Source organism: Pedobacter terrestris, assembly GCF_052343045.1.
GTDB lineage: Bacteria > Bacteroidota > Bacteroidia > Sphingobacteriales > Sphingobacteriaceae > Pedobacter.
Genome location: NZ_CP180264.1, coordinates 148,857 through 175,552 on the forward strand (window position 1 = coordinate 148,857; position 26,696 = coordinate 175,552).

Annotated in this window: 21 protein-coding genes; 7 read left to right on the plus strand and 14 right to left on the minus strand. The window is 39.0% G+C overall.

Going from position 1 to position 26,696, the window contains the following annotated elements; all coding sequences use genetic code 11:
* Positions 1 to 77: 77 nt before the first annotated feature.
* The 4 genes from infB to ACJVDH_RS00785 form a co-directional block, all read right to left on the minus strand.
* Positions 78 to 3,116: a translation initiation factor IF-2 gene (gene infB, locus ACJVDH_RS00770; protein WP_443945677.1), complete on the minus strand. Its 3,039-nt coding sequence runs from the start codon at positions 3,114 to 3,116 to the stop codon at positions 78 to 80.
* A 63-nt stretch (positions 3,117 to 3,179) separates the two neighbouring features.
* Positions 3,180 to 4,421 (minus strand): transcription termination factor NusA, encoded by a 1,242-nt coding sequence (gene nusA / locus ACJVDH_RS00775; RefSeq protein WP_443945678.1) that lies wholly within the window; start codon positions 4,419 to 4,421, stop codon positions 3,180 to 3,182.
* A gap of 1 nt (position 4,422) precedes the next feature.
* Positions 4,423 to 4,887 carry a ribosome assembly cofactor RimP gene (gene rimP, locus ACJVDH_RS00780; RefSeq protein WP_443945679.1) on the minus strand — a complete coding sequence of 155 codons (465 nt, stop codon included), beginning with the start codon at positions 4,885 to 4,887 and terminating at the stop codon, positions 4,423 to 4,425.
* Between the two features lie 120 nt (positions 4,888 to 5,007).
* The gene (locus ACJVDH_RS00785) at positions 5,008 to 5,427 is read right to left on the minus strand and encodes a hypothetical protein (RefSeq protein ID WP_443945680.1); all 420 of its coding nucleotides are present in this window, start codon (positions 5,425 to 5,427) and stop codon (positions 5,008 to 5,010) included.
* 18 nt (positions 5,428 to 5,445) lie between these two features.
* Here ACJVDH_RS00785 and ACJVDH_RS00790 point away from each other — a divergent pair, with 18 nt between their 5' ends.
* Positions 5,446 to 5,790 carry a phage holin family protein gene (locus tag ACJVDH_RS00790; RefSeq protein ID WP_443945681.1) on the plus strand — a complete coding sequence of 115 codons (345 nt, stop codon included), beginning with the start codon at positions 5,446 to 5,448 and terminating at the stop codon, positions 5,788 to 5,790.
* Between the two features lie 119 nt (positions 5,791 to 5,909).
* Here the strand turns inward: ACJVDH_RS00790 and ACJVDH_RS00795 are convergent, their stop codons facing one another.
* The 3 genes from ACJVDH_RS00795 to panD form a co-directional block, all read right to left on the minus strand.
* Positions 5,910 to 7,049, minus strand: coding sequence for an acyl-CoA dehydrogenase (locus ACJVDH_RS00795; RefSeq protein WP_443945682.1), 1,140 nt, complete (start codon positions 7,047 to 7,049; stop codon positions 5,910 to 5,912).
* 318 nt (positions 7,050 to 7,367) lie between these two features.
* Positions 7,368 to 8,348 carry a lysylphosphatidylglycerol synthase transmembrane domain-containing protein gene (locus ACJVDH_RS00800; RefSeq protein WP_443945683.1) on the minus strand — a complete coding sequence of 327 codons (981 nt, stop codon included), beginning with the start codon at positions 8,346 to 8,348 and terminating at the stop codon, positions 7,368 to 7,370.
* A 4-nt stretch (positions 8,349 to 8,352) separates the two neighbouring features.
* Positions 8,353 to 8,703: an aspartate 1-decarboxylase gene (gene panD / locus ACJVDH_RS00805; protein WP_443945684.1), complete on the minus strand. Its 351-nt coding sequence runs from the start codon at positions 8,701 to 8,703 to the stop codon at positions 8,353 to 8,355.
* Between the two features lie 241 nt (positions 8,704 to 8,944).
* Between panD and ACJVDH_RS00810 the strand changes: the two genes are divergently transcribed.
* The 3 genes from ACJVDH_RS00810 (at position 8,945) to ACJVDH_RS00820 (ending at position 10,924) form a co-directional block, all read left to right on the plus strand.
* Positions 8,945 to 9,502 carry a C40 family peptidase gene (locus ACJVDH_RS00810; RefSeq protein ID WP_443945685.1) on the plus strand — a complete coding sequence of 186 codons (558 nt, stop codon included), beginning with the start codon at positions 8,945 to 8,947 and terminating at the stop codon, positions 9,500 to 9,502.
* A gap of 140 nt (positions 9,503 to 9,642) precedes the next feature.
* A complete protein-coding gene (locus ACJVDH_RS00815) occupies positions 9,643 to 10,740 on the plus strand; it encodes a CapA family protein (protein ID WP_443945686.1) in 1,098 nt (365 codons plus the stop codon).
* Between the two features lies 1 nt (position 10,741).
* The gene (locus ACJVDH_RS00820) at positions 10,742 to 10,924 is read left to right on the plus strand and encodes a hypothetical protein (RefSeq protein WP_443945687.1); all 183 of its coding nucleotides are present in this window, start codon (positions 10,742 to 10,744) and stop codon (positions 10,922 to 10,924) included.
* 378 nt (positions 10,925 to 11,302) lie between these two features.
* On the opposite strand, the gene ACJVDH_RS00825 is transcribed toward ACJVDH_RS00820, so the two are convergent.
* From ACJVDH_RS00825 to ACJVDH_RS00835, 3 genes are all read right to left on the minus strand, one after another.
* A complete protein-coding gene (locus ACJVDH_RS00825) occupies positions 11,303 to 11,599 on the minus strand; it encodes a helix-turn-helix domain-containing protein (protein ID WP_443945688.1) in 297 nt (98 codons plus the stop codon).
* 2,059 nt (positions 11,600 to 13,658) lie between these two features.
* On the minus strand, positions 13,659 to 13,844 hold the full coding sequence (locus ACJVDH_RS00830; protein WP_443945689.1) for a hypothetical protein: 186 nt from the start codon (positions 13,842 to 13,844) through the stop codon (positions 13,659 to 13,661).
* Positions 13,845 to 13,962: 118 nt separating this feature from the next.
* Positions 13,963 to 16,005 carry a M13 family metallopeptidase gene (locus ACJVDH_RS00835; RefSeq protein ID WP_443945690.1) on the minus strand — a complete coding sequence of 681 codons (2,043 nt, stop codon included), beginning with the start codon at positions 16,003 to 16,005 and terminating at the stop codon, positions 13,963 to 13,965.
* A gap of 86 nt (positions 16,006 to 16,091) precedes the next feature.
* Between ACJVDH_RS00835 and ACJVDH_RS00840 the strand changes: the two genes are divergently transcribed.
* Complete coding sequence (locus tag ACJVDH_RS00840) at positions 16,092 to 17,021, plus strand: SPFH domain-containing protein (protein WP_443945691.1); 930 nt, start codon at positions 16,092 to 16,094, stop codon at positions 17,019 to 17,021.
* A gap of 1,043 nt (positions 17,022 to 18,064) precedes the next feature.
* Here the strand turns inward: ACJVDH_RS00840 and ACJVDH_RS00845 are convergent.
* From ACJVDH_RS00845 to ACJVDH_RS00860, 4 genes are all read right to left on the minus strand, one after another.
* Complete coding sequence (locus ACJVDH_RS00845; RefSeq protein ID WP_443945692.1) at positions 18,065 to 20,224, minus strand: carboxy terminal-processing peptidase; 2,160 nt, start codon at positions 20,222 to 20,224, stop codon at positions 18,065 to 18,067.
* Positions 20,225 to 20,472: 248 nt separating this feature from the next.
* Positions 20,473 to 21,165 (minus strand): hypothetical protein, encoded by a 693-nt coding sequence (locus ACJVDH_RS00850; protein WP_443945693.1) that lies wholly within the window; start codon positions 21,163 to 21,165, stop codon positions 20,473 to 20,475.
* Between the two features lie 29 nt (positions 21,166 to 21,194).
* The gene (locus tag ACJVDH_RS00855; protein ID WP_443945694.1) at positions 21,195 to 22,037 is read right to left on the minus strand and encodes an isoaspartyl peptidase/L-asparaginase; all 843 of its coding nucleotides are present in this window, start codon (positions 22,035 to 22,037) and stop codon (positions 21,195 to 21,197) included.
* A gap of 33 nt (positions 22,038 to 22,070) precedes the next feature.
* The gene (locus ACJVDH_RS00860) at positions 22,071 to 22,946 is read right to left on the minus strand and encodes a cyanophycinase (RefSeq protein WP_443945695.1); all 876 of its coding nucleotides are present in this window, start codon (positions 22,944 to 22,946) and stop codon (positions 22,071 to 22,073) included.
* Between the two features lie 293 nt (positions 22,947 to 23,239).
* On the opposite strand from ACJVDH_RS00860, the gene cphA reads away from it, so the two are divergent.
* Positions 23,240 to 25,858, plus strand: a complete 2,619-nt coding sequence (cphA, locus tag ACJVDH_RS00865; protein ID WP_443945696.1) for a cyanophycin synthetase — start codon at positions 23,240 to 23,242, stop codon at positions 25,856 to 25,858.
* A 276-nt stretch (positions 25,859 to 26,134) separates the two neighbouring features.
* Positions 26,135 to 26,641: a hypothetical protein gene (locus tag ACJVDH_RS00870; protein WP_443945697.1), complete on the plus strand. Its 507-nt coding sequence runs from the start codon at positions 26,135 to 26,137 to the stop codon at positions 26,639 to 26,641.
* Positions 26,642 to 26,696: the final 55 nt, after the last annotated feature.

The window sequence follows — 26,696 nt, forward strand, 5'->3', positions numbered from 1 at the left end:
TAGGTAAACGTGTAAAACCGCACAAAAAAAAGTCCCGGCTTTCACCGGGACTTTACATTATTTCTAAACTGTTTTACTTACAGTTTGCGTACTTTTTCTACTTGTTCGTAGGCTTCTACAATATCACCAACTTCAATGTTGTTGAAATTCTGGATATTCAGACCACATTCGTAACCTTTAGATACTTCTTTAACATCATCTTTATAACGTTTTAATGAAGCAAGTTCACCTGTATAAATCACTACACCATCTCTAACGATACGGATTTTGCTGTTTCTGGTAATTTTACCATCCAATACCATACAACCTGCAATGGTACCCACTTTGGTGATTTTGAATGTCTCACGAATCTCAACATTCGCAACAATTTTTTCTTCAAACTCAGGATCCAACATACCTTCCATCGCAGATTTAATCTCGTTGATTGCATCGTAGATAATAGAATATAAACGGATGTCAATTTGTTCCTGTTCTGCCAGTTTACGAGCGCCTGTTGACGGACGTACCTGGAAACCAATAATAATCGCATCAGATGCCGAAGCAAGCAATACATCAGACTCTGAAATCTGACCTACACCTTTACTGATGATGTTGATTTGAATCTGCTCAGTAGAAAGTTTCAGTAATGAATCGGCTAATGCCTCAATTGAACCATCCACATCACCTTTAACAATAATGTTTAGCTCTTTAAAGTTACCAATTGCTAAACGACGTCCAATTTCATCCAGCGTAATGTGTTTTTGCGTACGTAATCCTTGCTCACGTTGCAATTGCATACGTTTGTTTGCAATATCACGTGCTTCACTTTCACTTTCAAGTGCATTGAAACGATCGCCGGCTGTAGGTGCACCCTGCATACCCAAAACCTGTACAGGTTGTGACGGACCAGCAGAATCTACCTTTGCACCACGCTCATTGGTTAACGCTTTAACACGTCCGCTGTAACTACCTGCTAAGATTGGATCACCAACTCTCAATGTACCTGCCTGAACCAATACTGTAGTAACAATACCACGGCCTTTATCCAATGCAGACTCAATTACAGAGCCTGTTGCTCTCTTATTTGGATTAGCTTTTAGTTCTAGTAACTCCGCTTCCAATAATACTTTATCTAAAAGCAAATCAACATTTAAGCCGCTTTTGCTCGAGATTTCTTGCGATTGATATTTACCACCCCAATCTTCAACCAGGATATTCATGGTAGACAATTGTTCACGAACTTTATCTGCATTAGCGCCTGGCTTATCCACCTTAGTGAAAGCAAATACCAATGGTACACCAGCAGCTTGTGCGTGGTTAATGGCCTCTTTGGTTTGTGGCATTACCGCATCATCTGCAGCAATAACAATAATTGCAATATCGGCAACTTTGGCACCACGTGCACGCATCGCTGTAAAGGCTTCGTGACCTGGAGTATCCAGGAAGGTTACTTTTTTACCTGATGAAGTCGTTACCATATATGCACCAATGTGCTGCGTAATACCTCCGGCTTCTCCGGCAACCACATTTGCTTTACGGATATAATCCAGTAGGGAAGTCTTACCATGATCTACGTGACCCATAATGGTAACAACCGGGGCTCTTTCAATTAAATCGGCCTCGTTATCTTCTTCCTCAATTACATTTTCTTCGTCTTCATCTGGTTTTACGAACTGAATTTCATAACCAAATTCATCAGCAACAATAGTTAAGGTTTCTGCATCCAAACGTTGGTTAATGGATACGAACATACCTAAGCTCATACAAGTACCAATAATTTTGGTTACCTGAACGTCCATCATATTGGCAAGTTCATTTGCAGTAACAAACTCTGTTACCTTTAATATTTTAGATTGAGATTCCAACTCATTTGCTGCTTCTTCTGCAGATAAGGCAACATCATCACGTTTCTGACGACGAAGTTTAGCACGTTGAGCAAATTTCCCAGACTTACCTGCGCCGCTTAAACGTGCAAGTGTTGCCTTAATTTGATCTTGGATCTCTTTCTCTGTAGGCTCCTCTTTAGGTGCTCCAGGGTTTGCATTTCTATTTTGGAAACCAGGTCTGTTGTTATTCCTGTTGCCTTGATAAGGCTGACCACCTTGTCCGGCCGGGCGATTGCCTTGATAAGGCTGTCCGCCAGGTCTGTTACCTTGATAAGGTTGACGGTTGCCTTGTGGGTTTCCGCCTTGTCCGCCCTGATTTTGTCCGGTAGCACCTTGTCCACCTTGATTGCCATGCTGGCCAGGTTGCCCTGGTGCACCTCCTGGTGTTTTCTTGCGTTTGCGTTTGCGTTTTGCTGCTTCGCTATCACTGGAAGAGGCAACTGGATTATTTCTGCGGTCTGGAGTAGTTGGTAAAGTAATTTTACCTACAATGTTTGGTCCCGATAATTTAACGGTACGCGCTTTTATAACTTCAGGTTCGCTTGGCGGAGTAGGAGGTGTTTCCACTTTTGGCGTTGGGGTTACTACTTTAGGCTGTTCAACAGGTTTTGGCACTTCCGGAGCTTTTGCTACAGGTGCTTCTTCTTTTTTTACCTCTACCGGAGTTTCTACAACTTTCGGTGGTTCAACAGGTTTTGGTGCCTCAGGTGCCTTTGTTTCTACAACGGCTGGAGTTTCTTCTTTTTTCACTGGTCGATTTTTGGAATTCAGATCGTTTAAGTCAATCTTTCCAACAATCTTAACGCCAGGCAATGCGGCTTCTTCGGTCTTCTCCTCTGATGGACTTGTTTTTGCAGGTTCAGCCTTCGCTTCTGGCGCTGGGGCTTCTACCTTTGGTGTTTCTACAACTTTCGGTTTTTCTACCGGCGGAGCAAATGATTGGGTATTTTTAATTAAAATTTCCTCATTTTTCTCAAAGTCTGTATTCTTTTTAGGTGCTTCTACTGGCTTTTCAGTCTCAGGTTCATCACGACGTATCTTACCAATCACTATTTGTTTGGCTTCTTCTCTTACGATCTTATCTCCCTGATATTCTTTCAACAAGGCATTATACATCTCACCCGTAAGTTTAAACATCGGGCTTTTCTCCGCAGTGAAGCCCTTTTTGTTTAAAAACTCAACGGCCGTACCCATGCCTATATTAAGTTCTTTAATAGCTTTAATTAAAATGATTGGTTTGTCGTCTGACATCTAGCTCCTTTTATTTTTTCTAATTGTTATACAAAAGTAGTGTTTATTTGGAAATTACACCACTTATTCAAATTCCGACTGCAAAATTTGAACCACTTCTTTAATGGTTTCTTCTTCTAAGTCAGTACGTTTTACTAAATCTTCAACGGTTAAAGCTAAAACACTTTTAGCAGTATCGCATCCGATTGCTTTAAATTCATCGATAATCCAGCTATCGATTTCATCTGAGAATTCTTCCAAATCTACATCCTCATCTTCTTCTCCGGCTTCGCGGTATACATCAATTTCATAACCGGTTAATTTACCGGCAAGTTTAATGTTGTGTCCGCCACGGCCAATTGCTAATGATACCTGATCTGGTTTAAGGTAAACAGATGCATGTTTGGTATCGTCATTCAATTTTATAGAGGTAATTTTTGCAGGGCTTAAAGCACGCGTAATGTAAAGTGAAATATTGTTTGTAAAGTTAATTACATCGATATTTTCATTTTTCAGCTCGCGTACAATACCATGAATACGTGATCCTTTCATACCCACACATGCACCTACCGGATCAATCCGGTCATCATAAGATTCTACTGCAACTTTGGCACGTTCTCCTGGTTCGCGTACAATTTTCTTGATGGTAATTAAACCGTCGAAAATTTCAGGAACTTCAAGTTCGAACAAACGTTGCAAAAATTCTGGTGCTGTTCTGGAAATGATAATTTTAGGGTTGGCATTAATCATTTCTACTTTAGAGATTACTGCTTTTACAGAATCGCCTTTTTTGAAATAATCTGCAGGAATTTGCTCTGTTTTAGGCATCAGAAGTTCATTTCCTTCATCATCCAGAACCAAAGTTTCTTTTTTCCAAACCTGGTACACTTCTCCGGTTACCAACTCACCAACACGGTCTTTGTATTTTTTGAAAATTTCGTCTTTCTCCAGTTCCAAAACTTTAGATACCAATGTTTGGCGTGCAGCTAAAATCGCTCTGCGGCCAAAGCTTTCTAAGGTAATTTGCTCAATGTAATCGTCGCCAACTTCAAGGCTTGGATCAAATCGATGTACTTCAGCAAGTTCGATCTCTAAATCATCATCTTCAGAAAAACCATCCTCCATTACTTTTCTCGTTCTCCAGATTTCCAAATCCCCGTTGTCCGGGTTCACGATTACGTCACAGTTTTCATCTGTTCCGTATTTTTTACGCAACATGCTACGGAAAACTTCTTCCAACACGCTAATCACCGTAGGGCGATCGATATTTTTAAAATCTTTGAACTCCTGAAAAGAGTCGATCAAATTAATTGTTGTAGTACTCATTTTATTTAAATGAAATTAACACACTTGTTTCTAATATATCATTGAGCAAAACTACATTCTCTACAGTTGTTGCTTTTTTACCTTTTTCTTTAACGGATTCTTCTATGGTAATCTGGTCTGCAGCGGTAGCTAAAAGTTTGCCTTCTTTCTTACTTCCATCTTTCATTTTCAAACCTACGGTTCTACCAATGTTTTTTTGATATTGGCGATCCATTTTTAAAGGTTCTCCAACTCCTGGCGAACTTACTTCTAAATTATAAGCCTGCTCAATGGTATTTTCTTCTTCTAAATGGAAACCCACATGTCTGCTAATGGCCACACAATCCTGAATACTTATCCCTTCATCTCCATCTACATGGATAATTAATTTGTTGTTTGGCAACATTTTAACATCAACCAGAAACAATTCTGGTCTGTCGGCTATTTTCTCCTGAACGAGTTCTTTTACTCTCTTTTCTACCTGCATATTTAACCTGATTTCATAGAAAAAGGGGACAATGTCCCCTTCTCTTTTCTTCGATTACGATACAAAGGTAAGAATTTTTTAGACAAAATCAAGCCCTTTGGTCAATTATTGCGCATATATTTATCGCGTAAGTATTTGTCGTTGTGGGTTTAACTGCGGTTTAACTGCGTTTTGGAGTAATTTTTTTGTTGTGCCAAACATTACGCCGATATAGTTTTCGATCAGATATGATTTTCCTGTAACAAATGTGGTATCAGGAGTAAAAATCAAAGCATCATCAATCCACTTTATTTTTCCATTAACCTTTCGCTCTGTTTGTATACTGTCCATTTCGGCGGGTTGTTCAAAAACAGCAATCAAACCGTTTGAGTCCGGATTTTCCACAAATGCTTTCTTTGCCTGGTACAAACTGGTTTCATCAATATTATTGATCACTACAGAACGCTGATCTCCGGAAAACTTAATAATCGGTTCGTTGTTTGTATGTGAACAAGAAATTAACAAGATGCATGCAAATAGAAGCAAAACAATTTTATTCATTCCACTAAATTACACATTATGAGATTAATTATTGAAGTCCTGCTTATGGGGCTGGCCTTTTTTATCGGTGCTAAACTGGTGCCAGGCGTTTCTATAGATGGTTACGGTAATGCCATTATTGCCGCGATTTTAATTGCGTTGGCAAATGCTACAATTGGTTTCATCTTGAGACTGCTTACCTTTCCAATCAATTTTTTAACCTTAGGTCTGGTATCATTTATCATCACGGTATTGATGATTTTACTTGTAGATAGCATGATGACGACCTTTAATACATCCGGCTTTTTGGCTGCAGCATTTCTGGCCATCATTGTAGCGCTGATCAATGCAATTTTTAATTCTCTTGCCGGAGAAAAAAAATAATTAGAACCAGGATATTACTCGTGCTGATCGGGATTTTAAATCCGGTGAACTTATACGAGAAGCAATCTTAACAACTATAAAAAGATTGCTTCTCGCTTTCTGCGGGCACAATGGTATTTTTAGCGTAAAATCTCTCTTGAAATCACCACTTTCTGTATTTCAGAAGTGCCTTCGTAAATCTGGGTGATTTTTGCATCGCGCATTAATCGTTCTACGTGATATTCTTTAACAAAGCCATAACCGCCATGTACCTGAACAGCTTCTACAGTTACATCCATTGCAACTTTTGAAGCGAAAAGTTTTGCCATAGAACCCGCCTCTGTATATGGTAAATCCTGGTCTTTTAACCAGGCAGCTTTGTATACGAGTAAACGTGCAGCTTCAATTTGCGTTGCCATATCGGCCAGTTTAAAGGCGATAGCCTGGTGATCCGAAATTGGTTTTCCGAAAGATTTCCTTTCTTTTGCATACTGCGTAGCGAGTTCAAACGCGCCTTGTGCAATTCCTAAAGCTTGCGCGGCAATACCAATCCGGCCGCCTTCCAGCGTCTTCATGGCGAATTTAAATCCGAATCCATCTTCACCAATCCTATTTTCCTTTGGTACTTTAACATCATTAAACATAAGCGAGTGCGTGTCAGAACCGCGTATACCAAGTTTATTTTCTTTTGGCCCGATGGTGAAACCAGGCGTCCCTTTTTCTACGATGAATGCATTAATGCCGCGGTGTTTTAATTCAGGATGAGTTTGTGCAATCACCAGATAGGTAGACGCGGTACCGCCATTAGTAATCCAGTTTTTGGTACCGTTTAACAAATAATAATCTCCTTTGTCTTCTGCAGTTGTATGTTGAGAGGTGGCGTCTGAGCCAGCTTCTGGTTCCGATAAACAGAAAGCACCAATAACCTCACCCGATGCAAGTGGTTTCAGATACTTTTCTTTCTGGGCTTCTGTACCAAAATGTTCCAATCCGTAGCAAACTAAAGAATTATTAACGGAAACGACAACCGAGGCAGATGCGTCTATTTTAGAAAGTTCTTCCATTACCAGAACATAAGAAATGGCATCTAAACCGCTTCCATTATATTTCTGATCAACCATCATTCCTAAAAAACCAAGTTCACCTAATTTTTTAACCTGCTCGGCAGGGAACTTTTGGTGTTCATCTCTTTCAATTACTCCGGGTTTTAATTCCTGCTGTGCAAAATCACGCGCAGCTTGCTGGATCATGAGTTGCTCTTCACTTAATTCAAAATGCATAACAATTATTATAAATGGTTTTAATCAAATGTAGTATTTATTGATGTAAAATACTATGCAGCCATAGTATTTTTTGTGAATAACAAGTAAATTTTATTTCACTACAGTACGAGGTTAATCACAAAAGTGCATGGAGAGAGGTTGGTGTGCGGCAATATTGTGTGCTTAGGAGTTGTTCCTTATCGGTTGTTGTCATCCCCCACCGAAACTTACAAAGGGTGGTGTGCAGCAATATTTTGTGCTTAGGAATTGTGCCTATCGGTTGGTGTCATCACCCACCGAAACTTACAAAGGGTGGTGTGTAGCAATATTTTGTGCTTAGGAATTGTTTTGCTTGCTAAGTGAAATCGATAAACTCAGGCTTCCTAAAATCAAAATCAGTAAAATCTGAGAAGAGTGGATCAGGGTTGCATATGCGAGGCCATCATTAAATGAAATGCCAAAAAGAACTAAACCTTGCGCAACAATCCAGTGAAAAACGCCAATACCGCCCTGAACGGGTGCGGCCATGGCAAAACCCGAAAATACAATTGAGGTAAAGGCTGCAGAAAGTCCAAGATGTTCTGTTGGGGGGATCGCCATAAATGCGAAATACATAGAGAGGAAGTAAAACACCCAGATAAGTAGGGTATAGAGTACGAATGTTTTTTTGTTGTTTAGTTTTTTGAAAGAGCTAAATCCCTGGCGCAGTGCAACCAGCATTCTTAGTACTTTCTTCCCAAATTTTTTTCGAACCAATAAAAACAAGGCAGGTACCAAAATGGCCACTAATACCAATGTTATGATGAGCCAAAGAAAACTTACAGAAGAAATTTCGCTGCGTACCTGGATAAAAATAACATCGTGCAAAAATTCGGAAACTAAAGAATGCTGAAAAACGATCAGGCCAATGGCAGTAATAAGCAATACAAAAATGTCAAATAACCTTTCTGTTATTACGGTACCAATAGAGGCGAAGATGGGTACTTTTTCTGTTTTTTGGATAATAGAGCACCGCGCAACTTCTCCAAAACGAGGCAACGCCAGATTGGCAAGATAACCAACCATTACTGCGTGATACGTATTCCAGAAAGTTACCCGATAACGTATAGGTCGGTAAAGCATTTGCCATCTCAGCGCACGAATAACATGAGCGAGCCAAACGGCGAGTGCAGATAAACAAACCCAAAAGATATTGGCTGTTTTAATTTCCAGCCAAATCTGATGTAAATTCTGACCTTTAAAAGCGAAATACAATAAGGCAATACCCAATAAAAAGAGTAAGCTGTATTTTATCGCGTTTTTAAAGCTTGATATCAAGGGTTTATTTTAACAAATGGTTATTATCGTCAGGGAATACCAGGATCGGATTGTATTGTTTTGCTTCTGCAATTGGGAGTGCGCCGTAAGACATAATAATTAATACATCACCCAACTGTGCCAAACGGGCAGTTGCACCATTCAGGCATATCATCCCGGTTCCGCGTTCGCCTTTAATAACGTAGGTTTCAAAGCGTGCACCATTATTATTATTGACGATCTGAACCTTTTCATTCGCAATAATATTGGCTGCATCCATTAAATCTTCATCAATCGTAATACTGCCCACATAATTAAGCTCAGCCTGCGTTACGCGTACACGATGTATTTTCGATTTTAAAATTGTGATAATCATGCCGCAAAGTTAGCAATAAAGCACTGGATCAAAAAAGCAGAAATTTGTAATGTTTTATATGAGATTTTTGAATTGATTTTGTGAACAAGTTTAGCCTTACCCGTTAAAATGTTAATAACTTCAACTTTTTAACAGTTTACATTTGGATAACATTTGCATAATTAATACTTTTGGAAACCAACAATAAGCCCATGTGGTTTACGTTAATGTGTAAGTGAATTCCCAAACATAACAGTATAACATGATTAAAAAAGTTTTGTTTTCTACTCTAATCGCGATCTGCACGGTCTCTGCAACATATGCGCAAACAAAAACAAAAGAATCTGGTAAAGAATTAGACGATCCTGACAACTTAGCTTCGCAGTATTTTTCTCAAGTTATGGGTGTTGCTGTAGATGCAACATCTAACTTAAAGTTGTATAAATTCATTTATGAATGGATCGGAACACCGTATAGCTACGGTGGAAGTTCAAAAAAAGGGATCGATTGTTCGGCATTCACTAAAGCCATTTACGACAAAGTTTTTAACACTACCATCAGAAGGAATTCACGTGATATTTTCAGCATGGTAGATCCGCTATCTAAAGAGGATTTAAAGGAAGGCGATTTGGTTTTTTTCAAAATTAAAAGCAAAAGTATTTCACACGTTGGGATTTATCTAGGAGACAATCGTTTTGCGCATGCATCCAGCTCACGCGGTGTCGTGATCAGCAACCTCAACGAACCCTATTACAGCCGTTACTTCTACAAAGGCGGTCGAGTTTTAGAATCTTTCAAAAAGGAATTTACGATTGAGTAGATCATAACTTCCCCGTCAAATTATACGATCCTCCACGATTAAACTCTGGAGGATTTTTTTATTCCCAATAATTTCTCCTCCTTTGCTTAGCTGTTTCAGATGCCAGATACAAGGCAATCGGGCGCTCAATAATTTTATTCATGAAGTTTTTAAAAATCGTACTCCTTTCTTCAATAGCATTTGCAATTTTTCTCAGCTGCACCAACAATACAGCTCAGGTACCGGTTTCTGTTGCGCAGCGCGATACGGTAGCCAGGAAGAAAAAAGATACAATTTCTATTGTAGCTGTTGGCGATATGATGCTTGGCTCTGCATTTCCATCTAAACAAAATCTTCCACCAGACGATGCCATATACAGTTTTCAGGCTGTTGACAGTTTGCTTAAAGGCGACATTGTTTTCGGAAATCTTGAAGGTTGTTTTCTCAATTCAGGCAATTCTAACAAGTGTAATGGAATCAATCCAAACAGTTGTTATGCGTTTAGAATGCCCGATCGTTATGCGGCTATCTATAAAAAAGCTGGTTTTAATGTGCTCAGCGTTGCCAATAACCATGTTGGAGATTTTGATGCAAATGGGCGGAGAAACACAGCAAGATTACTTGATTCGTTACAGATTCATTACGCCGGACAGTTAAATAAACCTTTCGAAATTTTCGAGAAAGACAGCATCACTTATGCCTTTTGTGCTTTCGCACCGAATGAAAATACGGTATCCATAAATAAAATTGATAGTGCTAAAGCTTTGGTTTCCAGATTGAAAAAACAGGTAGATATTGTAATGGTTTCTTTTCATGGCGGCGGCGAAGGCGCAAAATTTGAACATGTACCGCGTGTAAATGAAATTTTTTACAAAGAAAACCGAGGCAATGTTTACGCATTTGCACATGCCGTAATTGATGCCGGCGCAGATATTGTTCTTGGCCACGGACCACATGTAAGCCGTGCAGTAGAAGTGTATAAAAATAAATTTATTGCCTACAGTCTGGGTAATTTCTGCACATACGGGATGTTCAGTTTAAAAGGATGGAATGGATTTGCACCACTAATGCAGGTTAAATTAAATTCTAGTGGCAATTTTCTTTATGCCGATGTGGTATCGGTTAAGCAAGATAAAATAAACCGGTTGAAGATTGATAATCAACATTGGGCATTTAAACGTATAGCAGAATTGACCAATCAGGATTTTCCTGGGCATCAGCTTAAATTTGAAAACAATAGAATTTCTTTAAAAGATTAATATGAAATCGAGCTTAATACTTCATTATATTATTGGCATTGCTGCTGCGGTTTTAGTGTTTGCTGCCGCTTTTTACATTCAGCAGAATACGGACAACCTGGTTTCGGGGGGTATCATTATCCTGGCCGGATCTGTAGTCGCCTATAGCCAGTTTCTAATCATCAAAAGCAAAAGTAAAAAGTAGTCGGCAAGCGTTCTGCTTTAATGTTGGCCAGTCAGTCAATAGATTTTCTTCCTGTATAAAATTTTCTAACGATTATTTGCATCATGTGCATCCGGCTTTTGCGGTAGTGTATTTTATACGTGTATCTATTCGGCTGAACATTTCAACGGATTTATATTGAAGTTAAAGCGGATATTGGTCTGAGTTTATTCTGATTTTTCCGATGCAGTTCCGATGCAGTTCCGACTGAAGTCCGGTGAAACTCCGATGAAGCTCCGGCTAAAATGTTATTGTTTTATGCTAGGAACTCCTGCGTTATGTTATGCCTTAGAAAGTGTTACTTATTGTTTTACAAAGGTTCACTATTGGTGCGTGAAGAGATGCCGTTTAGGCAGTTGTTTATTGTGTGTCTATCGCTGGAAACATGCAGAAGTGGAGGCACTTCGAGGCAGGACGGTGCCCTGATGAAGGTAATACCTTAAGGTGATTTTCTAATAAGTCGGAAATAGAAAAATTCAATACAATGGAGATTTGAATGAGCCTTTCTACTGGCGCGGCTTTAATATTGCGTTCGGTTTTGGAGTAGGTACTTTGTGAAATTTTCAGCTTAAGTGCCATATCTCGTTGGCTGTAGCCTAACGTTGACCTTTTATATTGTAATGTTTTGCAAATCAGTTTGTTTTTACGTTCATCCATTTTATATATGCTAAATGGGATGATTAAAAACTTTTTGTTAAACGGAGATGATGTGAACAAGATACAAAACTTTTATTTATGGCGTAGGAATACTGAATTTTATACGCTGATTTAGGTATCGGTGGGTGAGGACACCAACTGATAGGATAAATCCATAACCCGCGTAAATTAACCCGATTATACCGAGTATGGTTAAAATTGATCCGAAGGTGCGTTTTACACTCATCTTAAAAATCTTAAGGTAAGACAATATATTCGGTCTACAGGTCGGTGTCTTCACCGACTCTGATATGTCTTTGTAGGTATCGGTCGGTGAAGACACCAACCGATAGATAAAACTCGTCTATAGATCGGTGTTTCGGTCTACAGATTCTTCACTAACTCTGATATGTTTGGGTTTCGGTCGGTGATGACACCAACCGATAGGATAGTATATTCGGTCTACAGGTCGGTGTCTTCACCGACTCTGATATGTTTTTGTGGGTATCGGTCGTTGAAGACACCAACTGATAGATAAAACTCGTCTATAGATCGGTGTTTCGGTCTACAGATTCTTCACTAACTCTGATATGTTTGGGTTTCGGTCGGTGATGACACCAACCGATAGGATAGTATTTTCGGTCTACAGGTCGGTGTCTTCACCGACTCTGATATGTCTTTGTAGGTATCGGTCGGTGACGACACCAACCGATAGATTAAACTCGTCTATAGGTCGGTGTTTCGGTCTACAGATTCTTCACCGACTCTAATATATTTCTGTGGATATCGGTCGTTGAAGACACCAACTGATAGATAAAACTCGTCTATAGATCGGTGTTTCGGTCTACAGATTCTTCACTAACTCTGATATGTTTGGGTTTCGGTCGGTGAAGACACCAGCCGATAGGATAGTATATTCGGTCTACAGGTCGGTGTCTTCACGACTCTGATAGGTTGGGTTTTCAGTTGGTGAAGACACCAACTGATAGATAAAACTCGTCTATAGATCGGTGTTTCGGTCTACAGATTCTTCACTAACTCTGATATGTTTGGGTTTCGGTCGGTGATGACACCAACCGATAGGAAAATGTTCATTTTACACTTATCGTAAAAATCTTAGGTTAAGACAATATATTCGGTCTACAGGTCGGTGTCTTCACGACTCTGATAGGTTGGGTTTTCAGTTGGTGAAGACACCAACCGATAGATAAAACTCGTCTTCAGGTCGGTGTATCGGTATACAGATTCTTCACTAACTCTGATATATTTCTGTCGTTTTCGGTCAGTGAAGACACCAACCGATAGATAATCTTTAATAAGACAACATATTCGGTCTACAGGTCGGTGTCTTCACCGACTCTGATAGGTTTGGTTTTCGGGCGGTGAAGACACCAACCGATAGATAAAACTCGTCTATAGGTCGGTGTATCGGTCTACAGATTCTTTACTAACTCGGATATCTTTAGGTTTCGGTCGGTGAAGACACTAAACGATAGATAAAATCTTTAATAAGCAACATATTCGGTCTACAGGTCGGTGTCTTCACGACTCTGATAGGTTTGGTTTTCGGTCGGCGAAGACACCAACCGATAGATAAAACTCGTCTATAGGTCGGTGTATCGGTCTACAGATTCTTTACTAACTCGGATATCTTTAGGTTTCGGTCGGTGAAGATACCAAACGATAGATAAAATCTTTAATAAACAACATATTCGGTCTACAGGTCGGTGTCTTCACCGACTCTGATATGTGTGGTTTTCGGTTGGCGAAGACACCAACCTATAGATAAAACTCGTCTATAGGTAGGTGTATCGGTCTACAGATTCTTCACTAACTTGGATATGTTTATGTTTCGGTCAGCGAAGACACCAACCGATAGATAATCTTTAATAAGACAACATATTCGGTCTACAGGTCGGTGTCTTCACCGACTCTGATGTTTATGTTTCGGTCGGTGAAGACACCAGCCGATAGATAAAACTCGTTTATAGGTCGGTGTATCGGTCTACAGATTCTTCACCGACTCTGATATGTTTCTTTCGGTTTCGATTGGTCAATAAGCCAACGGATAGGAAAATTTTCAGCTCTCGTCTCTCGTATTTTTTACCAATCCAATACCCGATACAAAAAATATTAAGCCAATAACTCCATAAACCAGTAAACCACGCGTATTCTGGCTGTGGTTTACAAATCCATAACCTGCGTAAATTAATCCAATAATTCCAAGTACTGTGAGAATTGTTCCGAAGGTGCGTTTGATGTTCATATTTTAAAAATTTGTAAGATTAATACAATAGATTTCGACTATTTGTTTTTACTCCATAAAAAAAGAGGTTGTTCATGTGACTGAACAACCTCCAATTCGTTTTCGAGAAAGATTAGCGTTACCAGACGCCAAGTCTGTCCGCAGGAGCAATATACATTTTCGCTGTAGCCGGGATGTTAAAAGCTTTATAAAAAGCTTCCATATTATAAACAGGTCCATTTACACGGAACATTTCCGGACTGTGTGGATCTGTTTTCAAGCGTACACGCATGGCTTCTTCTCTGTTTTTAATTCTCCAGACCTGAGCAAAGCTTAGGAAAAAACGCTGATCTGGCGTAAAGCCATCAATTTTTTCTTCGCCTTTACCTTGTTTCGTTAGTTTAAATGCATCATAAGCGATATTTAACCCACCCATATCCGCTAAGTTTTCACCAAGTGTTAAATTTCCATTTACGTGTTGGTTATCAAATAAAGAGAATGCAGAATAGAATTTCGCTACCTTGTCTGCCTTGGTTTTAAACTTATCGCCATCGGCTTTTGTCCACCATTCTTTAAGGTTTCCTTGTGCATCGTATTGACGACCTTGATCGTCAAAACCATGTGTCATTTCGTGACCAATTACAGCACCAATTGCGCCATAGTTAATCGCATCATCGGCATTAAAATCAAAAAACGGGAACTGAAGGATACCTGCAGGAAATACAATTTCATTGAAAGCCGGGTTGTAGTATGCATTTACGGTTGGCGGTGTCATAAACCATTCGGTTTTGTCTACATCTTTACCAAGTTTGCTCATCATTTCCTTATATGCATGTTTCTCTGCCGACTGTAGATTGGCGAAATATGTGTTCTTTTTAATTTCGACATCGTCATATTTTTTCCATTTATCGGTATACCCGATTTTTTTGATGAACGCATTTAATTTTTCCTGTGCTTTTTTCTTGGTTTCGGCACTCATCCAATCGAGCTTTTTAATGCGTTCTTCGTACACTTTTTGCAGGTTGTTTACCAGATTAAGCATACGTTGTTTTGCCTCGGGTTTGAAATATTTTTGCGCATACAATTCGCCCAGTAAATCTCCAAGGTTATTGTCTGCATTGTTAACCATAGATTTCCAACGTTCTGTTTGTGCAGGTTGGCCATATAAGGTTTTGTTGAAAAAATTAAAACGCGCACTTCTGAAGGCTTTTGTCAATGCATTTGCCGAACTGCTTAATGCATCGAATTTAAGTTTCTGTTTCCAGGCCTCAATCGTCTGGCTTTTGATCAGTTTTGACAATTCCTGATAATATTTGGGTTGGCGTACCAACAATGTATCTGTGCTGGCACCCAATGTATTCAGAAGAGATTTTAAATCAATATTAGGTATTTGTTTCTGGAAATCAGCTACTGCAAATTTATTGTAGTTTTTTTGTGGATCTCTCAATTCAACTGGTGTAGAATGCGACGGCGCAATAGCCGTCTCAAGTTTCAGAATGTTATCGGCATATTTCGCGGCATTTACAGAATCTCCAGCCAGCGTAAATATTTTGGTAATGTATTTAAGATATTCTGTTCTGATTTTCTTCGCTTTTTCGTCCTGATCGAGGTAATAACTTCTTTCCGGAAGTGTTAAACCCGATTGCGAAAAAACCAGTACATTTTTCGTGCTGTTTTTATCGTCTGGCTCTACGCTGAAACCTAGTAAATCGCCTTCAGCATCTTTGTACCCGTTAGCGATAAATTTCAAAAGATCCTGATCGGTTTTAATCTGATCAATTTTAGATAGTAGTGGTTTTATGGGTTCTGTTCCCAGCTTTTCTATAGTCAGCGAGTCCATTCCGCTGGCATAAAAATCGCCAACTTTTTGCTCCGCTGTTCCTTTTGATGCATTGCTTTTTGCAGCATCTTCCAAAATTTGTTTTAAATTTTTAAGGTTGTCGTTATATAAAGTATAAAATGAACCCCAACCCGTTTCTGTTTTTGGGATTTCGGTATTTTTAATCCATTTTCCATTGGCATATAGAAAGAAATTGTCTCCAGGTTTTACTGTAGAGTCCATTCCGGCGGTGTCTAAAAATACCGTTCTGGGATCACCTTCTCCAGCCTTGCGGTTTGTATTGTTCTGGCATGCAGCAAGTAATAAAAGCGCTGCTGCCGGCAAAAAGAGTTTTCTTTTCATGTCGGTTAAATTAGTTAGTAGGTAAAGCTAAGAAAAGCTTAATGGAGTTGCATTAATTTTATCTAACTTCATAAAAAAATCTAATTATGCAATATACAATCTACATTCTCCTTTTCCTTGGGGTCATTATTCTTTTGAGCTCATTCGTTACCGTTAAACAAGGAACAATTGCTGTGGTAACTGTTTTTGGTAAATATCAGCGCTTACTGAGACCTGGATTAAATTTTAAAATTCCCTTAATTGAGCAAATATATTCGCGCATTTCTATTCAGAACAGATCTGTAGAACTGTCGTTTCAAGCCGTAACGCAGGATCAGGCAAATGTATATTTCAAGGCAATGCTTCTATATTCTGTTATTAACCAGGAAGAGGAGACAATCAAAAATGTTGCTTTTAAATTTGTAGACTCAAATAATTTAATGCAGGCATTAATCCGCACCATTGAAGGTTCTATCCGTGCGTACGTTGCGACCCAAAAGCAAGCAAACGTATTGGCACAGCGAAATGAAATCGTACTTCACGTAAAAGAACAAATTGATCAGGTATTAGACGGATGGGGTTACCACCTTCAGGATCTTCAATTAAATGATATCACTTTTGATGAAGAAATTATGCGGTCCATGAGCAGAGTTGTGGCTTCAAATAACCTGAAAGCAGCCGCTGAAAACGAAGGACAGGCGTTGTTAATTACCAAAACAAAAGGTGCAGAAGCAGATGGTAATGCGATAAAAATTGCAGCTACAGCAGAACGCGAAGCGGCGCAATTGCGTGGGCAGGGAATTGCCTTATTTAGAGAAGAAGTGGCAAAAGGTATGACCAATGCAGCGCATGAAATGCAACAAGCGAATCTGGATACTTCTGTTATTTTATTTACCATGTGGACTGAAGCCATTAAACAGTTTGCAGAATATAGCGAGGGCAATGTAATTTTTCTGGATGGAAGTACAGAAGGTATGAACAAAACCATGAAAGAAATGATGGCCATGCAGATGAACAGACAAAACTCAGGAAAGTAATTTTCGTTTATCACAATTTACAAAAAGGCATAGCTTGCAGAATTTCTGCACTATGCCTTTTGTGTTTTTGACGGACAAGCTTTTTGCCACGGAAACACAGAAAGCACGGCGAAGAATTGTAGTTTGTTACTTTAAATGTTTAGGACAAGCTTTTTGCCACGGAAACACAGAAAGCACGGCGAAGAATTATAGTTTGTTACTTTAAATGTTTAGGACAAGCTTTTTGCTAGGGAAACACAGAAAGCACGGCGAAGAATTATAGTTTGTTACTTTAAATGTTTTGGACAAGCTTTTTGCTAGGGAAACACAGAAAGCACGGAGAAGAATTTTAGTTTGTTACTTTAAACGTTTAGGACAAGCTTTTTGCCACGGAAACACAGAAAGCACGGAGAAGAATTTTAGTTTGTTACTTTAAATGTTTAGGACAAGCTTTTTGCTAGGGAAACACAGAAAGCACGGAGAAGAATTTTAGTTTGTTACTTTAAACGTTTAGGACAAGCTTTTTGCCACGGAAACACAGAAAGCACGGAGAAGAATTTTAGTTTGTTACTTTAAATGTTTAGGACAATCTTTTTGCTAGGGAAACACAGAAAGCACGGAGAAGAATTGTAGTTTATGACTTTAAAGGTTTAGGACAAGCTTTTTGCCACGGAAACACAGAAAGCACGGAGAAGAATTTTAGTTTGTTACTTTAAATGTTTAGGACAAGCTTTTTGCCACGGAAACACAGAAAGCACGGAGAAGAATTTTAGTTTGTTACTTTAAATGTTTAGGACAATCTTTTTGCTAGGGAAACACAGAAAGCACGGAGAAGAATTTTAGTTTGTTACTTTAAATGTTTAGGACAAGCTTTTTGCCACGGAAACACAGAAAGCACGGAGAAAAATTATGGTTTATACTTTGAATGCTAGGGTAAGCTTTCTTGTGTTGAAACGTTTTGCTGCTCTTTGACAGGCTCAGATTGACGGTTATTTTTGGAAAAAATGAATTAAAAAAAGCCTTCGGATATATCCGAAGGCTTGTGAAATGAATTTTATTTATACTTAGAACTTGGCTACACCTAAGTTCATTACATAATTTCCGGATTGTTGCATAAAGTCGCCCATTACTTTTAACGATTCATCTTCAATAAAATCGAAATCGTCTTCTTTGGTTACTTTATCACCTTTTTTAATTGCTGGTAAACCACGCAAAGCCCTTAGTTCATTTTTTCTTGCAAGAGTTTTTGCTTCCTGATCATCACGCTCTCCTTTAAGTTTAGCTTCGTTTAAAGTAACCGATACTTCAGCATCACGTTTCTTTAAAGTGGCAATATCTTCTTTAAGGTATTTGAAATCCAAAGAACTGGCAACGCGTTGTTCGCTATTTTTGATTAAGCCAGCTTTCACAGCGCTTAAATTTGCTACAGCTTTAAAGTTAGAACTTGGAATCACGTCCCAAGGTAAGGCAGATGGCTCTGTATCTTCACCAATTTTATCCATTGGATACAGTGATGGGAAAACCACATCAGGCAATACGCCTTTATGTTGTGTACTGCTTCCGGCAACGCGATAAAACTTAGCCATTGTTAAGTTAATCTGACCGAGATTGATATCCTGAGCGTTAGTGGCGCTAGGCGAGGTGCCTACAGTTTTATTTTTAGCCACCAAACCAGCAATACGTTGCAGCATACTTGGATTAACCAGTTTATTCAAATCTATAGAAGATTGTACCGTTCCTTTACCATAAGTCTGGCTACCCATAATAATACCACGGCCATAATCCTGAATGGCACCAGCAAAAATTTCTGAAGCAGAAGCACTTAGGCGATCTACCATTACGCCAAATGGACCATCCCAGGCAACGCCGGCATTTTCATCTTCATCTACCTCAATTTTGCCACGTAAATCCTTAACCTGTACAACTGGTCCGCGGTCAATAAATAAACCGGTTAAAGAAATGGCTTCAACCAATGAACCACCGCCATTGCCACGTAAATCCATAATGATTCCGTCAACTTTATCAAAAGTTTTCAGCGAGTCGATCAGTTTTCTCACATCACGTGTGGTACTTTTATAATTTTTATCGCCGGCATTTGCGGCTTTAAAATCTGCATAAAAAGCAGGCAAGGTGATGATACCCATTTTATAGGTTTTGCCATTGCTGTTTACAGTTTTAACTTTTTTCTTTGCTGATGTTTCTTCCAGAACGATCTTGTCTCTTACCAATTCAATAATTACTGGTTTTGATGACATTTCTTTTCCTGAAGGAATCACTTTCAAACGTACTTTTGTTCCTTTCGGACCTTTTATTTTCGATACCGTAGCATCTAATCTCCAACCAACGATATCTACAAATTCACCTTCACCCTGTGCAACAGCAATAATTCTATCGCCCGTGCCAAGTTGTTTTCCTTTGAATGCAGGACCGCCAGCAATAATTTCGGCAATTTTAACCACCTCGTTCTCTAGTTGTAAACGTGCACCAATACCTTCAAAAGAGCGCGACATATCTTCATTAAACGCGATGGCATTTGTTGGATTGAAATAATTTGTATGCGGATCTATTGATTCTGTAAATGCATCCATCAAGATCTGGAAAACGTCCTGATTGTTGGTTTTTGAGGTTTGTGATTGCAGGTTTTGATATCTTTTTGTGAGTGTTTCAACATTTTTTGCCTGCGCCGTGCCTGCAAGGTTCAGATTGATTAACTCGTATTTAACTCTTTTTTTCCAGGTATCATTTAATGCTGTACTTGATACTGCCCAAGGCATTTTCTCCCGATCATATACGTAAGTATCGTTTTGGTTGAAATCAAATTTGGTTTTGATTTGCGCAAGAGAATAGGTGAAATATTCATTTAAACGCTTTGCATATACATTATAGATATAGAATGGAGCACTTAAATCGCCGTTTTTAAAATCATCGTCTAAAGTGTATCTGTATTTTTCAAACTCTTTAATATCTGATGCCAGAAAATAGTTTTTTCCCTGATCTAGCGATTTTATGTATTTGTCTAAAATTAGAGACGAAATAGAATCATTAACCTGAATTTTTTTGTAATTGTAGCTCTCAATCAGGTTCACTACCTCTCTGATTACCAGTTGTTGTTGCTCATCTGGTTTAACATTTGTAACGCCTTCAACAATAGGCTGCTCTTTGGGCGAAGCATGGCAGGCCAGAACAGCTGCGGTAAAAATTATAAAAAATATTCTCTTTAACATCTCTTTAAATGATTTAAAATCCATTTCCAATTCTATATAGCCAATATGATACGATTTTAGCAAAAAAACAAAAAAGAGACAGCATTATTACCGTCTCTAGTCTAAAACGTATCAAAGCTAGCAAAAGCTTTATTAATTTCTAACTCTTTTTAATGCTAACGCAATGGTAAAGAATTTGTTTTGCCTAATCACTTGTGCTTTTGCGATACAGTTAAAAAATTACAGAAAAATTAAATAGGAAAAGTAGATTAACTGCGTGGTTTTTTTGCAGACATTTTTTCTGAAATCAGTTCGCGGGCGTCCCTAATCTGGCCTTTGTACTGTGTAGATTTTATGGAACTGGCCAACCATTCCGCTGTTTTCAGATCGCGCAATGCAAGGGTAAAATCCTTTTTTCTGATTTTTACCTGTACGATGCCCAAAATAGATTCTATATAAGGTATATTTTGTTTGAGTTGTTTAGCCAGAATGCCTTGTTGTGTGTAAAACCACATAGACTGCGTATAATGGTTATTGGCCAGGTATACGCGTCCGAGTAAATTATAGGTATTCATCATTCCGCTTTTACTGCCGAGTTTGGAATAGTTTTTCAGAGCAACATTGAGTAAAATCTGTTCCGCATCTGTGTACCGTCCGAGCTGATAATGCATGTTGCTCATCTTGATGATGGCTTGTCCATAGCGATTAAAGTTTTTGATGGCATTATATTCGAAAGCTGCTTTACCAAAAAGGGTCAGAGCTTCGTTATAATCACCTTTGCGTTCCAGACCTTCGGCTTCATCAAAAAAAGTATCGCCATCGGCGAGGTCGAATTTAGAAATGGCTATAGTGATTGCATTACCTCCGGATGATGGTTCCTGAAGATCAGATTTGATGATGTTCTGAGCATTAGTTTGAAGGGATGCAATCAGGCAGGTTATTGCCAATACTATTTTTCGCATGCAACAAAAATAATACTTTAAATGATATTTTAGTTAAATACCTGTAAATTAAGATCAAAAGATGCCCACACCATGTAGGGATGCGAATCGCAGTGGTAAATTTCGCCAGCTGCAGATATGCCAACTACACCAGCAAAACCATCAAAAGCTTTTAATTCTTTGAATGATTTATCAGAGGCATCTTTCAAAGAAAACCCGTCTGTTACGCGTGTAACAATCTTTGAGGCAAGTGCCCCACTAACAATATCTTCACCAACGCCGGTGCAAGAAATACCTGCATACTGGTTCGCATAATTGCCGGCAACAGTAGCAGAATCGCTCACGCGACAGGGAATTTCAAATCCCTTTCCTCCTGTAGAGGTAGCTGCTGCAAGGTTCCCATCCGCATCAAGCGCTACGCATCCAACGGTACCTTTATTATTTTGTTGATTTAGTTTTGCTTCGTATTCGCTTTGTCTTTGTTCTGTTATCGGATTAAAATACTCGAAGCCATGATTCCGGGCAAAAACCTCAGCACCCTCTCCGCTCAGTACCCGATCGTCAAATGGCAAAAGTTGATGAGCAATCTGAATTGGATTTTTAACGTCTTCGATATTGATAACGCCACTAAACTTTTCCGTTTTACCATCCATTAAAGATGCACTAAGGCGAATTTTTCCATCACTTTGAATTTGTGAGCCAATACCGGCATTGAAAAGTTGGTCATCTTCAAGAAGTGCAACAGTATACACAACGGTTTCAAGCGCAGTATGCGTTTTCAGATATTCATGTCCGAGCGAAACAATTCTGGATAGCGCATCCTGTTTTGCCTTTTTTGTTGTTTGGTTTGTAGAGGATTCACTAAAAAAACCACCGTGGATAATCAGTTTCATATTGTAAATGGATAAAGACCTTCAGGTTTATGATTAGGCAATCGGGCTTACTTTAGGGTGATGGATTTTCAGGCTGTGATCACTCAAATCATAAACATCGCCATCGCACATTACGTGTACCACCATATTTTTGATTGAAACTGGTTGTCCCATTTCCACATCTGTTAAATTGGTATCGGCCATTTGTCGGCCATCAACAAGAATAACCATTCCAGAACCAATCGCTTCCATACGGTGCCCTTCAGAAATAAATAAACCGGTATCTTCACCAAGTCCGATGCCCAAATTTCCAGGATTACTTGCTGCTGCGTAGAGCAATCGGCCAATACGCCCGCGCTGTACAAAATGTGTATCAACAATTACATCGTCAATAAAGCCAAGTCCGCCTGTAATTTTCACTTCGCCTTTCAGTAAAGCATCTTTACTGCTTCCCTGGTAAATCATATTTTTGGAACTTGCCGCTGCACCTGCAGATGTTCCGGCAATAACAACGGGTTCTGTTTTATATTTTTCGAGTAAGATCTGGTGAATTTTTGTTCCTCCGAAAATAGAGGAAAGGCGCAACTGATCACCGCCGGTAAACATAATTACATCTGCAGCTTTAATGCGTTCATAGTTTTCATCGGCATTGGCTTCTTCTCTGTTTGAGATATTTAAAACACCTAAGTTGTGCACATCAAGTTGTGCAAATGCTTTAATGTATTCTTCACCTACACGCTCTGGCATCAGAGATGCAGTAGTTATGATTTCAAATCTCGATTCAGTGTCTTGAATTGATTCTGTAGTAATCCGCTTTAAAATACCACGTTCAAAAAAATTCATGTTGTCTGTTAAACCGAATTGTGTTTCGGCAAAACTGCCTGTATTTATTGCGCCACCAATGATGATGAGTTTACCCTTGGGAATCATTCTTGTTTATTTAATGTTGGAAAAAGCCAAATATATTAGCTTGAGATAAAAAACACGACAATTTTGGCATTAATATTCATTTTAATGACATACAAAAACCAGAATTAACTGTTTTTTTCTTTCATTAGATCCTCAAAAGCAAACAATTAAGCTATAAAAATGATTAAGCTAAATGCAGTATTAGAATATAAATATATTGCATAATTTACAGTCATCAATTCTATACCAAAATAAGTTTTTTAATGGGCCAAAAATGCTTGTTTAGTTAAGACAATACAGAACATATTTTAACAATGAAGATATCAAAAATACAAGTACTTAGAGGGCCAAATATATGGTCGATAAGCCGTAAAAAACTGATACAAATGCGCCTTGATCTGGAAGATCTGGAGCAGAAACCCACCAATGTGATTGAAGGATTTAGTGCGCGTATAGAGGCGCTTTTGCCGAGTATGTTTTGTCACCGCTGTTCAAAAGGTGTTGAGGGTGGCTTTTTTATGCGGGTGAAAGAAGGTACATGGATGGGCCATGTTATAGAGCATATTGCGCTTGAAATTCAAACACTAGCCGGTATGGAAACGGGTTTTGGACGCACCAGGCAAACTAAAACCGAAGGCATTTACAATGTTGTATTCAGTTACCTGGAAGAAAAGGTAGGTGTTTATGCCGCAGAGGCAGCAGTTAAAATCGCCGAAGCTTTAATAGAAGGCAGAGCGTATGATTTGGAGCACGACATCAGAAAGATGAAGGAAATCCGTGAGCTCGAACGCCTCGGCCCAAGTACAGGTTCTATTGTAGAAGAAGCCGTTAGCCGGAATATTCCCTGGATCAGACTAAACAAAAGTTCGTTGGTACAATTGGGTTACGGCAAAAATCAGGTTCGTTTCAGAGCAACGATGACAGAACACACCAGTTCTATCGCAGTTGATATTGCCAGCAATAAAGAAGAAACCAAAAGATTACTTACAGAAGCCGCAATACCAGTTGCATCTGGAGTAACCATTTCTAACGTGGAGGATCTTGAAACTTCTGTTCAGAAAGTTGGTTTCCCCTTGGTGTTTAAGCCATTAGACGGAAATCATGGTAAAGGCGCTACTATTAATGTTAAAACATTGGAAGAATCGTATTCAGCATTTGAATACGCCAAAAGTTATTCAAGGCGGGTAATTATAGAAAAATTTATCACTGGTTATGATTTTCGTGTATTGGTCATCAACAACAAAATGGTGGCTGCAGCCCAGCGAAATCCTGCACATGTAAAAGGCAATGGCGTAAACACGATTCAGGAATTGATTGACCTGGAAAACGAAGATCCGCGCCGTGGTTATGGGCATGAGAATGTACTTACAGAAATTTCCGTTGATCGCGATACGCTTGATTTATTGGCCAAGTTGGAGTATACGCTGGATAGCGTACCACAAGACGGTGAAACGGTTTATCTGAAATCTACCGCAAATTTAAGTACCGGCGGAACATCTGTAGATGTTACCGATCTTGTACACCCACAGAATATTTTTATCTGTGAACGTATATCTCGTGTAATTGGATTGGACATCTGCGGGATTGATATTATGGCGAAAAACCTGACTCAGCCATTAACTGAAAATGGAGGTGTGGTTTTGGAAGTAAATGCAGCACCGGGTTTCAGAATGCATCTTGCACCAAGCGAGGGCTTGCCCAGAAACGTTGCAGCATCTGTAATAGATATGTTGTATCCGCAAGGTAAACTTTCTCAGATTCCGATTATTGCTGTAACCGGAACCAATGGAAAAACAACTACAACACGCCTTATTGCACATATTATCCGTAGTAATGGTAAACGTGTTGGTTTTACCACCAGCGATGGCGTTTACGTACACAATACGATGTTGATGAAAGGCGATACAACTGGACCGGTAAGTGCGGAGTTTATACTTAAAGATCCGACTGTAGAGTTTGCGGTACTGGAAACTGCGCGTGGCGGAATATTACGCTCTGGTTTGGGTTTTAATGCCTGCGATATCGGCGTGGTAACCAATATTCAGGAAGATCACCTGGGCATTTCTGATATTCATACACTGGAAGATTTAACGCGTGTAAAATCTGTTGTAATTGGTGCAGTACGCAGAAAAGGCTGGGCGGTATTGAACGCAGACAATACCTATTGTGTAAAAATTGCAAGAGATGCGAGATGTAACGTTGCATACTTCAGTATGGACGAAAGTAATCCGGTAATTAAAGACCATTGTAAAAAAGGCGGCATCGCGGCTATTTATGAGAACGGTTACATCACAATAAAAACCGGAGATTGGAAACTTAGAGTAGATAAAGCCACACACATTCCGTTAACGTTTGGTGGCTCTGTAAGTTTTATGATCCAGAATGTGCTGGCAGCAACGCTTGCTGCATATTTGTGGGGATATAAACCAGAAGATATTCGTTTATCTCTTGAAACTTTTATTCCTTCTGCTGCGCATACACCAGGCAGAATGAATGTTTTCCGTTTTAAAGATTTTAAAGTATTGGTAGATTTTGCCCACAATCCTGATGGTTTTAACGGCGTGAAAGAATATCTTAAATCTGTAGAAGCAACAGAACATGTAGGTATTATTTCTGGTACGGGCGACAGGCGCGATGAAGATATCGTAGAAACGGCAAGGATTGCGGCAGAAATGTTTGATAAAATCTACATCTGCCAGGAGAAGTATCTGCGCGGCCGCGAACAACAGGAACTCACAGATCTGTTGCTTAAAGGAATATACGAAGTTGATCCGGGTAAAGAGATTATCATTAACCACAACAGCGCAGCATGTTTAAAAGATGCGCTGGATCAGGCGCAGAAAGGCTCATACCTTACCATTTTAAGCAATACGATTGACAATACCATACAACGCGTTACCGAACATTTGGATCGCGAATTGGAAGCCCAATAATAAAATTCACTTGTATTTTAAGCAGCTCCTGGAATCAGGAGCTGTTTTTGTTTACGTTAAATAATGTTAATATTCCGTTTTTGTTTAAAAATTCTGATGGGTGATGACGCGTATTGCCTCTGCTTTACGTTTTAGCTTACTTAATGTATTCACCGTTTTTTCATCATTCACCAATAGATTTGTGGTTTGCCGATTGAAAATCAACGTTTACCGATACACTATAAGTTTAATTTTTTTAAGTAATCATATTTGAAACAGCAATAAACACCAGGTATTATGGCTTTAGCTCACATCAACTTAAGTACAAAACAATATTTCAACTTTATGTGCAAAACTGAATTTGAAAGACGTATTTACCACGATTCGTACAAAGAATTTCAGAAAAAATCCAGAATATTTAACCTCGATGAACGTTTAAACACTTTTTCTTCTATGGTAAATGCAAATCCCGAAGCTGCATCTTTACATCAAAAACTAAATTATGCAGTAGTGGACAGTGTAGAATCTTTGGAGCATAAAACACCTGTACTGCATACTACTGATGGAAAATCAATTCGGTTTGACTGGGCTGAATTTCATATCTGTGAATCTGATTTGACCAATAAAGCAGCGCATATAGTTTCATTAACCTACACCAGCTCAAAACTGGTACTTCATGAAATGGTAGGCAATTTTTTGATTTTGAGTTATGAATCGGCGTCAGATCCTACAGAAACATTTATGGTGAAGCTGAATGATGAAATCGCAATCAATTACGATAAACGCGCGGCATTGGTATACTAAAAAAAACATCCGGCAAAGTTGTCGGTCGTCATCATGTTGTTTTAAGGCTCAGACT

Coding starts and splice junctions, on each gene's coding strand:
- infB (WP_443945677.1), bottom strand. CDS start 3,116: ATGTCAGACGACAAACCAATCATTTTAATTAAAGCTATTAAAGAACTT.
- nusA (WP_443945678.1), bottom strand. CDS start 4,421: ATGAGTACTACAACAATTAATTTGATCGACTCTTTTCAGGAGTTCAAA.
- rimP (WP_443945679.1), bottom strand. CDS start 4,887: ATGCAGGTAGAAAAGAGAGTAAAAGAACTCGTTCAGGAGAAAATAGCC.
- ACJVDH_RS00785 (WP_443945680.1), bottom strand. CDS start 5,427: ATGAATAAAATTGTTTTGCTTCTATTTGCATGCATCTTGTTAATTTCT.
- ACJVDH_RS00790 (WP_443945681.1), top strand. CDS start 5,446: ATGAGATTAATTATTGAAGTCCTGCTTATGGGGCTGGCCTTTTTTATC.
- ACJVDH_RS00795 (WP_443945682.1), bottom strand. CDS start 7,049: ATGCATTTTGAATTAAGTGAAGAGCAACTCATGATCCAGCAAGCTGCG.
- panD (WP_443945684.1), bottom strand. CDS start 8,703: ATGATTATCACAATTTTAAAATCGAAAATACATCGTGTACGCGTAACG.
- ACJVDH_RS00810 (WP_443945685.1), top strand. CDS start 8,945: ATGATTAAAAAAGTTTTGTTTTCTACTCTAATCGCGATCTGCACGGTC.
- ACJVDH_RS00815 (WP_443945686.1), top strand. CDS start 9,643: ATGAAGTTTTTAAAAATCGTACTCCTTTCTTCAATAGCATTTGCAATT.
- ACJVDH_RS00820 (WP_443945687.1), top strand. CDS start 10,742: ATGAAATCGAGCTTAATACTTCATTATATTATTGGCATTGCTGCTGCG.
- ACJVDH_RS00825 (WP_443945688.1), bottom strand. CDS start 11,599: ATGGATGAACGTAAAAACAAACTGATTTGCAAAACATTACAATATAAA.
- ACJVDH_RS00830 (WP_443945689.1), bottom strand. CDS start 13,844: ATGAACATCAAACGCACCTTCGGAACAATTCTCACAGTACTTGGAATT.
- ACJVDH_RS00835 (WP_443945690.1), bottom strand. CDS start 16,005: ATGAAAAGAAAACTCTTTTTGCCGGCAGCAGCGCTTTTATTACTTGCT.
- ACJVDH_RS00840 (WP_443945691.1), top strand. CDS start 16,092: ATGCAATATACAATCTACATTCTCCTTTTCCTTGGGGTCATTATTCTT.
- ACJVDH_RS00845 (WP_443945692.1), bottom strand. CDS start 20,224: ATGTTAAAGAGAATATTTTTTATAATTTTTACCGCAGCTGTTCTGGCC.
- ACJVDH_RS00850 (WP_443945693.1), bottom strand. CDS start 21,165: ATGCGAAAAATAGTATTGGCAATAACCTGCCTGATTGCATCCCTTCAA.
- ACJVDH_RS00855 (WP_443945694.1), bottom strand. CDS start 22,037: ATGAAACTGATTATCCACGGTGGTTTTTTTAGTGAATCCTCTACAAAC.
- ACJVDH_RS00860 (WP_443945695.1), bottom strand. CDS start 22,946: ATGATTCCCAAGGGTAAACTCATCATCATTGGTGGCGCAATAAATACA.
- cphA (WP_443945696.1), top strand. CDS start 23,240: ATGAAGATATCAAAAATACAAGTACTTAGAGGGCCAAATATATGGTCG.
- ACJVDH_RS00870 (WP_443945697.1), top strand. CDS start 26,135: ATGGCTTTAGCTCACATCAACTTAAGTACAAAACAATATTTCAACTTT.